This window comes from Streptomyces caniferus (genome assembly GCF_009811555.1).
GTDB lineage: Bacteria > Actinomycetota > Actinomycetes > Streptomycetales > Streptomycetaceae > Streptomyces > Streptomyces caniferus.
The window spans coordinates 4,297,241-4,311,368 of sequence record NZ_BLIN01000005.1 but is presented as its reverse complement, the minus strand read 5'-3'; the positions used below and the strand labels follow the sequence as shown (position 1 = coordinate 4,311,368).

General features: G+C 75.0%; 12 protein-coding genes. 9 read left to right on the top strand and 3 right to left on the bottom strand.

Features of this window, described 5'->3' with window-relative positions:
* Positions 1-82 precede the first annotated feature (82 nt).
* Positions 83-1,540, top strand: coding sequence for a polyprenol phosphomannose-dependent alpha 1,6 mannosyltransferase MptB (mptB, locus tag Scani_RS35385; protein ID WP_159481759.1), 1,458 nt, complete (start codon positions 83-85; stop codon positions 1,538-1,540).
* On the opposite strand, the gene Scani_RS35380 is transcribed toward mptB, so the two are convergent.
* On the bottom strand, positions 1,473-2,507 hold the full coding sequence (locus tag Scani_RS35380) for a lysylphosphatidylglycerol synthase transmembrane domain-containing protein (protein ID WP_159481758.1): 1,035 nt from the start codon (positions 2,505-2,507) through the stop codon (positions 1,473-1,475). The genes mptB and Scani_RS35380 overlap by 68 nt on opposite strands.
* The gene (locus Scani_RS35375; RefSeq protein ID WP_159481757.1) at positions 2,504-3,328 is read right to left on the bottom strand and encodes a PIG-L deacetylase family protein; all 825 of its coding nucleotides are present in this window, start codon (positions 3,326-3,328) and stop codon (positions 2,504-2,506) included. Before Scani_RS35375 ends, Scani_RS35380 begins: the two co-directional genes overlap by 4 nt.
* Before the next feature lie 74 nt (positions 3,329-3,402).
* On the opposite strand from Scani_RS35375, the gene Scani_RS35370 reads away from it, so the two are divergent.
* From Scani_RS35370 to Scani_RS35360, 3 genes are all read left to right on the top strand, one after another.
* Positions 3,403-4,521: a glycosyltransferase family 4 protein gene (locus Scani_RS35370; RefSeq protein WP_159481756.1), complete on the top strand. Its 1,119-nt coding sequence runs from the start codon at positions 3,403-3,405 to the stop codon at positions 4,519-4,521.
* 70 nt (positions 4,522-4,591) lie between these two features.
* The gene (locus tag Scani_RS35365; protein WP_159481755.1) at positions 4,592-5,293 is read left to right on the top strand and encodes a class I SAM-dependent methyltransferase; all 702 of its coding nucleotides are present in this window, start codon (positions 4,592-4,594) and stop codon (positions 5,291-5,293) included.
* 116 nt (positions 5,294-5,409) lie between these two features.
* Positions 5,410-6,639, top strand: a complete 1,230-nt coding sequence (locus Scani_RS35360) for a glycosyltransferase 87 family protein (RefSeq protein WP_159481754.1) — start codon at positions 5,410-5,412, stop codon at positions 6,637-6,639.
* On the opposite strand, the gene Scani_RS35355 is transcribed toward Scani_RS35360, so the two are convergent.
* Positions 6,614-8,167, bottom strand: coding sequence for a serine/threonine-protein kinase (locus Scani_RS35355; protein ID WP_174872794.1), 1,554 nt, complete (start codon positions 8,165-8,167; stop codon positions 6,614-6,616). The two genes, Scani_RS35360 and Scani_RS35355, sit on opposite strands and share 26 nt — an antisense overlap.
* Before the next feature lie 310 nt (positions 8,168-8,477).
* Here Scani_RS35355 and Scani_RS35350 point away from each other — a divergent pair, with 310 nt between their 5' ends.
* The 5 genes from Scani_RS35350 (at position 8,478) to Scani_RS35325 (ending at position 14,126) form a co-directional block, all read left to right on the top strand.
* Positions 8,478-9,014: a hypothetical protein gene (locus Scani_RS35350; RefSeq protein WP_159481752.1), complete on the top strand. Its 537-nt coding sequence runs from the start codon at positions 8,478-8,480 to the stop codon at positions 9,012-9,014.
* Between the two features lie 127 nt (positions 9,015-9,141).
* Positions 9,142-10,137 (top strand): ATP-binding cassette domain-containing protein, encoded by a 996-nt coding sequence (locus Scani_RS35345; protein ID WP_218039215.1) that lies wholly within the window; start codon positions 9,142-9,144, stop codon positions 10,135-10,137.
* Entirely contained in the window at positions 10,134-10,931 is a 798-nt protein-coding gene (locus Scani_RS35340; RefSeq protein WP_159481751.1) for an ABC transporter permease, read from the top strand. The genes Scani_RS35345 and Scani_RS35340 overlap by 4 nt, the downstream gene beginning before the upstream one ends.
* 125 nt (positions 10,932-11,056) lie before the next feature.
* Positions 11,057-12,373 carry a cytochrome P450 gene (locus Scani_RS35330; RefSeq protein ID WP_159481749.1) on the top strand — a complete coding sequence of 439 codons (1,317 nt, stop codon included), beginning with the start codon at positions 11,057-11,059 and terminating at the stop codon, positions 12,371-12,373.
* A gap of 145 nt (positions 12,374-12,518) precedes the next feature.
* Positions 12,519-14,126 (top strand): protein kinase domain-containing protein, encoded by a 1,608-nt coding sequence (locus Scani_RS35325; protein ID WP_159481748.1) that lies wholly within the window; start codon positions 12,519-12,521, stop codon positions 14,124-14,126.
* Positions 14,127-14,128: the final 2 nt, after the last annotated feature.

Here is a 14,128-nt window from a genome sequence, read left to right as displayed (position 1 = left end):
CGGTGCGCGGGCCCCGGCCCGGACGGGCGACATGTCCGTCCGCGTGCGCCGTGCGGGCCGGTCCCGCGTCTAGGTTGGCCGGATGAGCGCGGCAGGGGTCACCGTCCGGGGAGAGGTGCTCCTGGGCACGCTGGGGTCGGTACTGCTGGGCGTCGGCGGCTGGGGCTCGGGCGCGCTGCCGCAAGGGGTGCCGGACGGTCTGTGGGGGCGGCCCGGCGAGTCGCTCCGGTGCGTGGGCGTCGCCGTGTCGTACGCCGGGCTGGTGCTGCTGATCGCCGCGTGGTGGCGGCTGGGCACGCGCGTCGCGGACGGGACGGCCGGCGGGTGGCGGCCGCTGCACCGGGCGTTGTGGTGCTGGGCGCTGCCGCTGGTGCCGGGCCCGCTGCTGGGCAGCAGCGACGCCTACAGCTATCTCGCCCAGGGCGCGCTGGCGGGCCGCGGACGCGATGTGTACGCGCTGGGCCCGGCGGCGCTGGGCGGCCCGCTCGCGGCCAATGTGCCCGGGATGTGGCACGACGCACCGGCCCCGTACGGGCCGCTGTCCGTCGCCGCGGCGCGGGCCGTGGTGGCGGTCACCGGCGAACAGCATGTGGTGGCCGCGGCCCTGGGGTTGCGGCTGGTGGCGGTGGCCGGTCTGGCCCTCATGGTGTGGGCCCTGCGGCGGCTGGCGGCCGCGTCGGGCTCCGGTGCGGCCGGTGCGCTGTGGGCCGGTGCGCTCAACCCGTTGGTGCTGCTGCACCTGGTCGGCGGGGCGCACAACGAGGCGCTGATGCTCGGGCTGATGACGGCCGGGCTGCTGGCGTTCCACCGGGGGCGCTGGGCCGTGGGGACCGTCGTGCTGACCGCGGCGGCGCTGGTGAAGGCTCCCGCCGTGGTGGCCCTGCTGTGCGCGGCGGCGGTGACCGTGGCGGGGCGGGACGGCGCATGGCGGCGGGTGCGGCAGGCCGCGGCGATCGCCGGGGTGGCGGCCGCCGCGCTGGTGACGGGGGTCGCCGCGTGCGGCCAGGGCTGGGGGTGGCTGTGGACCCTCCGTACGCCCGCCGCGGTGCACACCCTGCTCTCCCCGAGCACGGACGCGGGCCATCTGCTGGGGTGGCTCGCCCAGGGGCTGGGGTGGGGCACGGCGGCCGGTGCGATGACGGCCGCGCGGCTGGCCGGACTGCTGGTGGGCCTGGGCGCGGTGGGCTACTGGGTGCGGTGCGCCCCACGGGTCGGCGCCGAGCGGGCGACGGGAACGGCGCTGCTGGTGCTGGTCGCCGCCGCCCCGGTCGCGCAGCCCTGGTACCTGCTGTGGGCGCTGGTGCCGCTGGCGGCGGTGTCCTGGCGACGGCTGGCGCGGGGCGGCGCCAAGGCGGCGGTGGTGGGGCTGACCCTGGTGGTGATGCCCTCGGGGCAGGGGCCCACCTGGGCGAGCGGGCTGGCGGCCGCCCTCGGGGGAGCGGTGGCGGTGGCGGCGGTGCTGCGGTGGCCGCCTAAGGAGCGGCCGGTGCCGGTGCCGGCCGCCGTCGTCCCGCGCGCAGCAGCCAGAGCGCGCCGGTGAGCGCGCCGAGCGGAATCTCCAGCAGATGCGTGAACGTGGCGAACAGCAGCATGGCCGAGGCCACCGCCGCCGGGGCGCCGCCGAGGGCGACCAGCGCGACGGCGGCGGCGCACTCGGTGACGCCGATCCCGCCGGGGGTGACCGCGATCTGGGTCAGCAGGCGGCTGGCCGCGAACACCGCCAGCGCCTCCCCCGTCCCCGTACGCGAGCCCGCCGCCTGCAGGCAGGCCAGGAACAGCGCGCCCTGTGCCGCCAGGGTGGCGGCCATGCCGCACACCAGCCGTGCCCACGACCGGCGGACGAGGTCCCGGCTCTCGTCGCGCAACCGCGCCGCGAACTGCCGGGCGCGCCGGGTGCTCCGCCCCAGCGCGCCCGCCCGCGCCGCCCGCCGGGGGCTGCCGGGCGCCCTGCGGCAGTGGCGCAGGACCGGCCACCCGGCCGCGAGCGCCACGGGCACGGCGAGGACCACCCCGCCCGCGGCCGCCGCCCAGCCGATGCCGGGGACGGGCGTCCCCGCCAGCAGCAGCGCGCCCACCGCCGACAGGACCAGCCGGGCGGCCACGTTGCACACCCCGGTGAGCGCGACGCACACGGCGACGGCCCGCGGCGGATGCCCCCAGCGGCGCGTCATGGCATAGGTGACCGCGACCCCCGCGCCGCCGCCGAGCGGCAGCAGATTGCTCACGGCGCTGCCGGTGCAGTTCACCAGCAGCGCCTGACGCAGGGTCAGGCCGGGCAGGGCGGCGCTGAGCACGTAGGTGTAGCTCCACAGCGCGGCACCGGCCAGGGCGCACAGCAGCGCCACCTGCGGGCCGCCGACGTGCCCGAGGTGGGTCCGGACGGCGGCCCAGTCCGTTCCCGCCGCCCTCGGCAGTGCCAGGGCCAGCAGGACGAGGCCGGCGGCGGAGGAGAGCAGGCCCAGCAGCCGCAGGGCGGACTTCGGCACACGCGCGGTGAGGAGTGTCATCGGCTTCGTGCCGTCACCCTGCCGCCCGGCAGCGTGGCCAGCGGATCGCGCAGGACGGGCCCCGCGGGCAGCCCGCGCTGGATGTACCACTCGGTCCCCATCACCTGGCGGAAGGCCGGTCCGGGCAGCCGGCCCAGGGCGGCCAGGGTGCGTTCGGAGTCGCCGCCCCCGGCCTGGCTGAGGTGCGCGGACATGCTGGCGCGCTTGGCTCTCCAGTGCTGTTTGACCGGTACCCGGTGGGTGATCTCGGCACGGGCGCCGTACGCCTGCCGGAAGGAGTCGCGGTCGAACTGCGGAGGGAAGCGGTGGACCCACGAGGCGGCACGCAGTCCGCGCAGCAGGAGGGTGCGGTCGACGGTGGCCTCCAGCACCACCGGGGTGCCCGCCATACGGGCGGCCCGGTAGCCGACCCGGTGGACCTGTACGTGATCCGGGTGCCCGTAGCCGCCCGCCGGGTCGTAGACGGTCAGCAGGTCGGCGCGCTCCTCGGTGAGCAGTGCGGCCAGGCGGGCGGCCGCCTCGTCGACGTCCGCCGACGCGAACGGCTCCGCGCCGGTGCGGGCGGGGGCCGGGGCGGACGTGTGCCCGGAATCGGCGTAGCCGAGGAAGGCGACCCGGGAGCAGCCCAGGATCCGGGCGGAGGCGTGCGCCTCCTCGCGGCGCACCTCGCCCAGGCCGCGCTCCCGCGAGGACGCCGGGGCCAGGCCGCGCTCGCCCGCCGTGGCCAGCACCAGCACCACACGGTGTCCCTGACCGGCCAGGCGCGCCATGGTCCCGGCGGTCAGCAGCGCCTCATCGTCCGGATGCGCATGAAAGAACAAGCACGTATGTCTCACGAACCATGCTTTACCACCCCATACTGGGGAACTTCACGCCCCATGTCGGAAGTGCAGCCATGATCCTTCACATTTCAGACTGCTTTGCACCGCGGACGGGAGGTATCGAAATCCAGGTCGCCGCCCTGGCCGCCGCCCAGCACCGGGCGGGCCAGGCCGCCGAGGTCGTCACCGCGACGCCCGCCGCTGCGGGGGCGAAGGCCGCCTCATGGCCGTATCCCGTGCACAGGATCAGCGCGCGGCTGCCCGGGCAGCTGCCCGTTCACCCCAGGGCGGGACACGCCATCGACCGGTTGTTGACGGAGCGTCACCCACGCGTGGTCCATGTGCACCTGGGCGCGGCCTCCCCCTTCGCCTGGGCCGCGCTGGCCTGCGCCCGGCGCCGGGGCATCCCCGCCGTGGCCACCGTCCACAGCATGTGGGACCCCGTGGTGCGCGCCCTGTACCGGCTGCTGAGCCGGACCGGGCACGGCCCCACCGCTCCGGTGGCGGTGACGACCGTGAGCAGGTCGGCCGCCGGGCTGATCCGGCAGGCGCTTCCCGGCGTCCGCCCCCGCGTCATTCCCAACGGCATCGACGCCGCCTGGTGGCGCAGCCCGGGTGGCCCGGCCGAGCGCCAGGACGGCCGGGTGCACGTCGTCGCCGTCGGCCGGCTCGTCCCGCGCAAGGAACCCATGGAGCTGCTGGCGGCGCTGCACTCCGCCCACGCGCGGATGTCCCGCCGGGGCACCGCGCTGCGCGCCACGTTCGCCGGCGCCGGACCGAGCCTGCGGCCGATACAGCGCTATCTGCGCCGCAACGGGATGGACAGCTGGATCCGCCTCGCGGGCCGGCTGCAGCCCGGAGAGGTACGGGAGCTGCTGGCCGGGGCGGACCTGTTCGTCAATCCCTGCCGACGGGAGTCCTTCGGGATCGCGGCCCTGGAGGCGCGTACCAGCGGACTCCCGGTCCTCGCCCGGGAGCACACCGGCGTCGCCGACTTCGTACGGCACAACCGCGAGGGGGCGCTCGTCGGCCACTCGGCATTCGCCCTGGCCGACGAGGTGCTCTGGCTGGCCCGTACCCCGGGGGCCCGGCGCGCCCTGGCCGCACACAACTGGGAGACCGAACCGGTGCACTGCACCTGGCCCGTGGTCACCGAAGCGTTCGCCCACGCCTACGACGACGTCACCCGCTGACGCACCGTCATACCGCATACGTCCGGCGGCCTCCCGGGAGCGTGGCCACCACAATTGCCGGAAGGTTCTCATGCACCGCCTCCTCGACCGCGCGCACCGCGCCCTCTTCGCCGCGCTCTCCTTCATCGGCCTCCGTGGCCAGGGACGGGTCCTGCACTGGTACTTCGACTGGTGGCACCGGCGGCCGGACCCGTGGGGGCTGGCCGTGGACGACTACGAGCAGTTCAAGTACGCGACGACCCTGCGGCTGCTGCCCCGGCGCCCCTACCGGCGGATCCTGGACGTCGGGTGCAGCGAGGGCACCTTCACCCACCGCCTCGCGGCCGCGTTTCCGCAGGCGGACATCACCGGTGTGGACATCTCGGAGCGCGCGCTCGCCCGCGCCCGTACTCCCGGGCCCGGCCGCACCCCCGCTCCCCGGTTCGCGCGGCTCAACATCCTCACCGCGCCCCCCGAGGACCGGTTCGACCTCGTCTTCTGCGCCGAGCTGCTGTACTACCTGGGCCGGCCCCAGCATCTGCGGCGGGCCTGCGCCCATCTGACCCGGGCCGTGGCGCCCGGCGGGCTGCTGGTCCTGGTGCACCCCTGGCCGGAGTCCCGCAGGTTCTGTGCGTACTTCGAGGCTGTCGCCGGGCTCCACCGTGTGATCGAGCACGTGGAACCGGACTCCTTCCGCCCGTTCGCCGTCAGCGTCTACGAACTGCCCGCCGCGGCCCGGCCCGGGGAGCCCCGGGACCAGGACGCCGGTGCGGACCGGGGCCGGGCGGAGTGAGCCCCGCGCTGCGCGGCCCGGCCGCCGGTCCTCCGCCCGGCGGCCGACCGGGGACACGGCCGGGCCGACGGTGTGCCGAGGCGGCGTGCCGCCTCCTGGCCCGCCGTCCGGGCACGGTGCTGCTCGTCGCCGCCGCGGCGATGCTGCTGCTGGTGTGGGTCCCGGCCTGCCTGCGTCCGGGCATGGTGGATCTGCGGGTCTACCGGAGCGCGGCGCCGCACCTGTTCGGCGGCGATCTGTACGCCTTCCGCCTGGACCTGCCGGGACCCGACCTGTTCCCGCTGCCGTTCACCTATCCGCCCTTCGCCGCGCTGCTCTTCCTCCCGCTGTCCTGGGTGCCGTGGCCGCCGGTGAGTGCCGTCTGGACCGCGGCCTCGATCCTGGCGCTCTGCGTCCTGGTCCACTGCTGTCTGCGGATGGCCGACCCGGCCGCGCCGGCGGCGCGGCACCGGCGACGGGCCCTGCTGTGGAGCGCCGCCCTGCTGTGGACCGAGCCGGTCGCCGTCACCCTCGCGCTCGGGCAGATCAACCTGCTGCTGGCGGCGGGCGTCGCGTTCGCGGTCGAGCGGCGCTCGGCAGCCGCGGCGGGCCTCGGCGTCGGCCTGGCCGCCGGCGTGAAGCTGGTCCCGGCCGTCACCGGGCTCTACTTCCTGGCGCACCGGCGCTGGTCGGCGGCGGGCTGGTCGGCCGTGGCGGGCGCCGCCACCGTCGCGGCCGGGTGGTGGGCGGCGCCCGGGGCCGCCCACGACTTCTGGCTGCACGCGGTCGGCGACGCGGCACGGGTGGGGCCGGTCGGCTCGGTGCTCAACCAGTCGGTGCGCGGGGCGCTGTCGCGCACGCTCGGCCACGACGCCGGCTGGTCCGCCGCGTGGTGGGCCTGCGCCGTCCCGGCCGCGGTCCTGGCGACGGCGGCCGTGGTGCGCACCGTCCGCCGCGCCGATCCGCTCGGCGCGCTGCTCGCCGTCCAGTTCCTCGGCCTGCTGCTGAGCCCCATCTCGTGGTGCCATCACTGGGTCTGGACCGTCGCGGCCGTCCTGTGGCTGACCCACACCCCGCACCGGACCCGGCTGCGCACCGCGGCCCTCACCGCGTGGGGTCTCGCCCTGGGCGGGTACGTCGTCCACTGGCTCGCGCTGGCCCAGCCGGACATCTGGCACTTCGGCCGCCCCTGGTACCTGGCCGCGCTCGGCTGGAGCTATCCGGTCTGCGCCGTTCTCACCCTCGTCACGCTGCTGCTGCCCGCCGCGCCCCGGCGCGCGGGGAGCACCCCGGGAAAGCCCGAAGGCCGGGGCGGCCGGAGGCGGGAGCGGGTGCCGGCGGCTATCCGCCGAGGCGGATCCCCTTGACGGCGGTGTCGAAGACCGGGCGGTAGGCGTTCCACTGCGCGTCCGGCGCGGCAAGGTAGATCACGTACTGGGTGCCGTCGGCGCCGCTGAAGGCCAGCTCCACCGCCCGGTACTTCCGCACCCTGCCGTCGAAGGTGAACTCCCAGTAGCCCGCGGGCCGTCCGCGGAACGTCGTGGGGTCCATCCGCACCCGCTCGTATCCCGGGTTGTCGCGGCGCGTCTGGGCCTCTTCGGTCTCCCGCCAGTGCCGCAGCGGATCGGACCCCGCGAACTCGACGATGTTGATCCGCAGGCCCGCCAGCCGGTCCACGTAGGCGACCTCGCCGCCGGGCGGGTCCTCCCGCTTCCAGCCGTCCCGTACGGGGAGGGAGAAGCCCTCGCCCTCCTTCTGGAGGTGGTAGCCGGCGGGGACCGGGGAAGGCGAGGCGCTCGGCGGGCGGTCGGTGGCGGTGGAGCCGGTGGCAGCGGAGCCGGACCCGCGGCCGCTCGTCGCCTCGGCGCCGCCCCAGGGCCACATCAGCACGCCGCCGGTCACACAGGCGGCGGCCGCCACCGCCACGGCGGAGCGCACCACCAGGCGGCGCCTGCGGGCGCCCTCGTGCCCGGGGGCGCCCGGGGCCGCGGCGGGCTGCCGCCGCGTGAGCGGAACGTCCGGGGCGGTCCGTGGTCCCGCGGTGTCGCGCAGGGAGTACGGACCGGTGGGGGCGGTTCCGGCGGCCCGGACCAGGAGAGCCTCGGCCTCCTGGGCGTCCATGCGCTGCCCGGGTTCCTTCCGGAGCAGACTCTCGATCACCGGTGCCAGGTCCCCGGCGCTGCGCGGGGCCTCGGGCTCCTCCGTGGCGATGGCGTACGCCGTCTCGATCGCGGTGTCCCGGAGGAACGGCGGCCGGCCCTCGACCGCCTGGTACAGCGTGGCGCCGAGGGACCACAGATCGCTGGCGGGACCCGGCTCGCCCATCGTGCTCCGCAGGCGTTCCGGTGCCAGGTACTGGATCGACCCGATCAGTTCGCCGGTCCTGGTCAGCGACGGCGTGCCGGACTGCACGGCGATCCCGAAGTCGGTCAGGACGATGCGCCCGTCGTTCCCGAGCAGCACGTTGCCGGGCTTGACGTCCCGGTGCAGCACTCCGGCGCCGTGGGCGGCGCGCAGTGCGGCGGCCATCCCGCAGCCGATCCGGGCCGCCTCCTCCGGGGCCAGCGCGCCGTGCTGCTTGACGAGGTCGCCCAGGGTCGTCGAGGGGACGTACTCCATGACGACGCACGGCAGGCCCTCGTCGTCCACGACGTCGTGCACCACGATCACGTGGGGGTGGGTGATCCGGGCGGCGCTGCGGGCCTCGCGCCGGGTGCGCTCGTAGAGCGTGTCGACCTCGTCGTCGGTCAGGTGCGGCGGGACGAAGAGCTTCTTCACGGCGACATGACGGCCGAGCAGCTCGTCCTCGGCCCGCCATACGGTGCCCATACCGCCGCGGCCGACCCGTTCCACGAGCCGGTACCGCCCGGCGATGAGCCGCCCCAGATCGGACACCGCGAGATCGTCTCCTCCGCACCGCCGAACAGATTGCGGGAGCACCATAGCCCGAGCCGTCGACCGCCGGGAGGGCGGCGTTCCGCGGGTCCGGGCGGGGCGCTGCCCGTCGGCGGACCGGCCTCCCGGGCGGACGGGCAACTGCCGCCGCGGCACTCCGGGTTCGCCGGACCGGCTGCCGCCCCGGCTGCCGGCCCGCCCCCGGATGGCACCACCTTGACGGCCGTCGCCACCACTGTGGCGCCAGTTGATGCCTCAATGGCGCCACGGGGTCTTGATTTGGCATCACAGTGGTGCCATTATGGCGGACATGGACCTCACGCCGTACGTCGACCACCTCCGGCACGAGCTCGCGGTCGCCGCGGACGCGGGCGGCGACGAAGCCCGCGCCCTGGCCGAACGGCTCACCACACCCCTGGAGTCGGCCACCCGGCTGACCCTGCTCGACGCCCTGTCCTCCGCCATGGCCGAGATAACCCGCGAGCTGGCGCCGGGCTCGGTCGACGTACGACTGCGCGGGCTCGACCCCGAGTTCGTGGTGACGCCGTCGCCGGCCCGGGAGGCGTACGGCGTGGCCAAGACGTCCGACGGCGCACCCAGCGGCGGCCGGGCGCCGGTGCCCGCCGTTCCCGCGGACGGCGACGAGGGCGGCACCGCGCGGATCAACTTCCGTCTGCCGGCCCCTCTCAAGACCCGGGTCGAGGACGCCGCGGGCCACGAGAGCCTCTCGGTCAACGCCTGGCTGTTGCGGGCCGTCACCGGCGCCCTGGAACCGGGCGAGCACTCCCGCCCCTCCGGTCATGACCGCCGCCGCGGCCGGCCGGGGCACTCCGGCTGGATCCGCTGACGGGCGCCACGCCGGGCACGACGTCGGGCACCGCGCCGGCATCGGCGACATCGTCGTCCGCCGCTCCTGACAGGTCGCCGGCCCCTCCCGGCCCGCCGCAGCACACCCCTTCGAGACAGGAACTGTCATGATCATGCAAACTCTTCCGGTCCGCTCCGCCGCGGCGATCACCGCGGACGGGCTGGCCAAGTCCTACGGCGACAAGGTCGTGCTCGACGGCATCGACCTGCGCATCCCCGAGGGCACGGTCTTCGCCCTGCTCGGGCCCAATGGCGCGGGCAAGACCACCACCGTGCAGATCCTCTCCACCCTCATCCCGGCAAGCGCGGGACGGGCCCGGGTGGCGGGCCACGACCTGGTCCGCGAGGCCGACGCCGTACGCGCCGCCATCGGCGTCACCGGCCAGTTCTCGGCGGTGGACAACCTGCTCAACGCCCGGGAGAACCTGCTCCTCATGGCGGACCTGCACCATCTGAGCCGCAGCGAAGGCCGCCGGCGCGCCACCGAACTCCTGCACCGCTTCGAGTTGACCGAGGCGGCCACCAAACCCGTCGCGACCTTCTCGGGCGGTATGCGGCGCAAGCTCGACCTCGCGATGACGCTGGTCGGCGACCCGCGCCTGATCTTCCTCGACGAGCCGACCACCGGGCTCGACCCGCGCAGCCGGCGCACCATGTGGGAGATCATCCGCCGTCTGGTCGCCGACGACGGCGTCACCGTCTTCCTGACGACGCAGTACCTGGAGGAAGCCGACCAGCTCGCCGACCGCATCGCCGTCCTGGACCACGGGAAGCTGGTCGCCGAAGGCACCGCGGACGAGCTGAAGCGGCAGATCCCCGGCGGCCATATCCGCCTCCGGCTCGCCGACGCGCACGAACTCGACGCGGCCGCCGCCCTCTTCACCCGCGCCACGCGCGACGACGAAGCGCTCACCCTGGACATCCCCGGTGACGGCGGCATCCCGGCCCTGCGCGCCGTGCTCGACACCCTCGACCGGGCGTCGGTCCGCGCCGAGGCGCTCACCGTGCACACCCCCGGCCTCGACGAGGTCTTCCTCACCCTGACGGGCCGCTCCCCGCAGCCCGTTACCGCGGTCAACTCCCCGGAAAGGAACGCCCGATGAGCACTTCCTCGTACGCGATGCGCGACTCGATGACGATGTTGCGCCGCAACCTCAAGCACGCCCGGCGCTACCCGTCCCTGACGCTGCAGGTCGTCGCCATGCCGATCGTGATGCTGCTGCTCTTCGTCTTCGTCTTCGGCGGCGCGCTCGGCACCGGCATCGGCCTGCCGGGCGCGGCGAACGACCGCGGCGCGTACGTCGACTACGTCGTCCCGGGCATCATCCTGATGGCTGTGACCTCCGGTGCCATCTCGACGGCGGTGTCCGTCTCCACCGACATGACCGAAGGCATCATCAACCGCTTCCGCACCATGGCGATCTCCCGTGCCTCCGTGCTGACGGGCCATGTGGTCGGCAGCGTCATCCAGACCATGGTCAGCCTGATCCTGGTCGTCGCCGTCGCGCTGGCGGTCGGCTTCCGGCCGCACGCCACCCCCGCCGAGTGGCTCGCCGCCCTCGGTCTCCTCGCCCTGCTCGCCTTCGCCCTCACCTGGCTGGCCGCCGCGATGGGCATGGTGGCCAAAACCGTCGAGTCCGCGAGCAACGCCCCCATGCCGCTCACCTTCCTGCCCTTCCTCGGCAGCGCCGTCGTCACCCCCGACTCCATGCCGGCCGGGCTGCGCTGGTTCGCCGAGTACCAGCCCTTCACGCCCCTCAACGAGACGCTCCGCGGCCTCCTGCTGGGCACCGAGATCGGCAACAACGGTGTCATCGCCCTGGCATGGGGCGTCGCCCTCGCTCTGACCGGCTACCTGTGGGCACGGGCGGCCTTCCGCCGTGGCGCCACGCGTTGATCGGGGCCGGCCCGTATTCGAGCCCGCGCACCGGCTTTCCGCTCCGCAGCCCGCAGCCCGCAGCCCGCAGCCCGCAGCCCGCAGCCCGCAGCCCGCAGCCGGCACTTCGCCCAGGAGGAACACCCATGCACCCCGAATCGTCGACCCCGGCTCCCCACGCCCCCGGCTCCGCGGCGGCCGCCGCCGCCTTCGAGCCGACCGGCAGGACCCCCGTGCCCGAGAAGGAGAGGCAGGAAGCAGCGTCGTCGCTCTCCGCCCCCGTCAAGCTGCCGACCGCCCGCTCCGCGGGCTGCCCCTTCGACCCGCCCGCCGAGCTGGCGGAGCTGCGCGCGCAGCGGCCGCTCACCCGGATGCGCTACCCGGACGGGCACCTGGGCTGGCTGGCCACCGGCTACTCGGCGGTCCGTGCGATACACGCCGACCCGCGCTTCAGCTCACGCTACGAGCTCCTGCACAACCCCTTCGAGAGCGGCCACACCGGCGCCCTGCCCCCGGCACCGGTCGGTGACCTCACCGGGCTCGACGCCCCCGAGCACACCCGCTACCGGCGGCTGCTCATGGGCAAGTTCACCGTCCGCCGGATGCGCGGACTCACCGCCCGCGTCGAGGAGATCACCGCCGAGCAGCTGGACGCCATGGAGCGCCGGGGACCGACGCTGGACCTGGTGGAGGCGTACGCCCAGCCCCTCCCCGCGCTGATGATCTGCGAACTCCTCGGTGTCCCGTCTGCCGACCGGGAGGTCTTCCAGCGCCATACGGCGACGATCATGACCCGGAGCGCCACCCAGGACGAGGTGTTCGCCGCCATGACCGCGCTGCAGGAGACCCTGGCCGCGCTGGTGACGGCCAAGCGCGCAAAACCCACCGACGACCTGCTCAGCGACCTCACGACCACCGACCTCACCGACGAGGAACTCGCCGGCATCGGGGTCTTCCTGCTCGCCGCCGGCCTCGACACCACCGCCAACATGCTCGCGCTCGGCGCCTTCGCGCTGCTGTCGCACCCGGACCAGCTCGCCGCCCTGCGCGCCGATCCGGGCCTCGCCCCGCAGGCGGTCGAGGAGCTGCTGCGCTACCTGAGCATCGCCCACACCGGGGCGCGGTCGGCGCTGGAGGACGTCGAGCTGGAGGGCCAGCTCATCAAGAAGGGCGAGACGGTGACCCTCTCGATCGAGGCCGCCGACCGCGACCCGGAACGGTTCCCCGACCCCGACACCCTCGATCTGCACCGCAAGGTCACCGGGCACCTGGCGTTCGGCCACGGCATCCACCAGTGCCTGGGCCAGCAGTTGGCCCGCGTCGAGATGCAGGTCGCCTTCCCGGCGCTGTTCACCCGCTTCCCGACGCTGCGGCTGGCGGTCCCGCCCGAGGACGTGCCCCTGCGGGACGGCATGAATATCTACGGGGTGCACCGGCTCCCCGTCACCTGGGGCGAGGTGTAGCCCGGAACGCCGGCGGGCAGCCGCCGCGGCCGCCGCCGGGACGGCCGCGGCGGCCGCTCGCGGAGGAACCCGTCCGCACTCCTGTACGTCTTCCCGCGTACGTGGTGGCGTCGACGGTCCCTGGAGGAACCCGGTGGAGCACAGGATGTTGGGCCGGCGGTACGAGCTGGTGGAGCGGCTCGGGCACGGCGGGATGGGCACGGTGTACCGGGCGGTCGACCACCGGTTGCGCCGTACCGTCGCCGTGAAGACCCTCGCCGCCGAACTGGCGCTGCAGCCCGAGTTCCTCACCCGCTTCCAGCGGGAGGCGCGCGCCGCCGCCGCGCTCAACCACCCCGGCGTGGCCACCGTTCATGACGTGGGCGAGGACGCCGAGGGCGGAGCCGCGGAACCGTATCTGGTCATGGAGTACGTCGAGGGCAGAACCCTCGGCCACGTCCTCAAGGACGGCTCGCTGCCGGTCGCGCAGGCGGTCGGCATCACGGGCCAGGTGCTGGAGGCCCTGGAACACAGCCACGGGCACGCCATCGTGCACCGGGACATCAAACCCGCGAACGTCATGCTCACCGGCACGGGCCGGGTCAAGGTCGTCGACTTCGGTATCGCCAAGGCGCTCAGCGAGATGGCCACCCGGCTGACCGGCACGGGCGTGGCGGTCGGTACCCCCGCCTATCTGGCCCCGGAACAGATCAACGGCGGTGCGACCGACCACCGTACGGACCTCTACGCCGTGGGCTGTCTGCTCTACGAGCTGCTGACGGGCCGTCCCCCGTACACCGGCGACTCCCCCTTCTCCGTCATGCACCAGCATCTGGCCGCGGAACCGGTGCCCCCCTCGCAGCTCCGCCCGGAGCTGCCGCCCGCCCTCGACGCGGTGATCGTCCGGGCGCTGCGCAAGGACCGGGAGGACCGCTTCGCGCAGGCCTCCGCGATGCACCGGGCCCTCGACGAGGCCTCCCGCCCCACGGCACCGGCACCCCCCGCCCGCACTCCCACCACGCTCGACCCTGCCGCACCCCGCCCGGCCGCATTCGGCTCGGCGCTGCCCGGCCCCGGCATGCCCGATCCCGCCACGTCCGGCCCGGTCACCTCCGGCCCCGCCGCCGGGCAGCCTGCCGCTGCGGGGGCGGCGGGCAGTTCCCCCGCGGCCCCGGGCAGCGGACGGGAAGCGGCAGAGCCCGCCCGCCGGAGACCGGCGCGGGTGGTCTTCCGCCCGACGGCCGAGGGCGCGGTCGCCCTGCTCGGCTGCCTCCTGTCCCTGGTGATATCCCGGACCGACATGATCGAGGCCGGCCAGTTCTCCCGGGTCGCCCTGCTCGCCGCGGTCGCCGGCGCGGTGCTCCTGCTGTGGTCGGCACGGCTCGCCTGTGCGGTGGCCTGGGGCCCGGTGGCGGAGGCTGTGGCCACCTGGTCCGAGCTCGCCCGCGCCAACGTCGGCTGGGAGACGCACTACGTCGTCATCGCCCTGGTCCTGGGCGTCGTCGCCGCACTCTGCCTGACCGCCGGCTACCGCGACGAAGGCACCGGCGGATTCGCCCTGGTGGCCTTCTGGTTCACCGCGCTGACCTCGGTCTGGTTCTTCCTCGACGACCTGCGCAAGATCGGCGTGTTCTACGTCCTGCTCCTGGGCGTCCCCCTCGCCATCGGCGCCCAGGTGCTCAAGTCCCGCACCCGCCCGCGCCGCGACGTCCCGCGGTCGCGCCCGACCGGCCCGGAGTACCCCGCCACCAGGCGCGCCCACGACGGCGCGTGAGG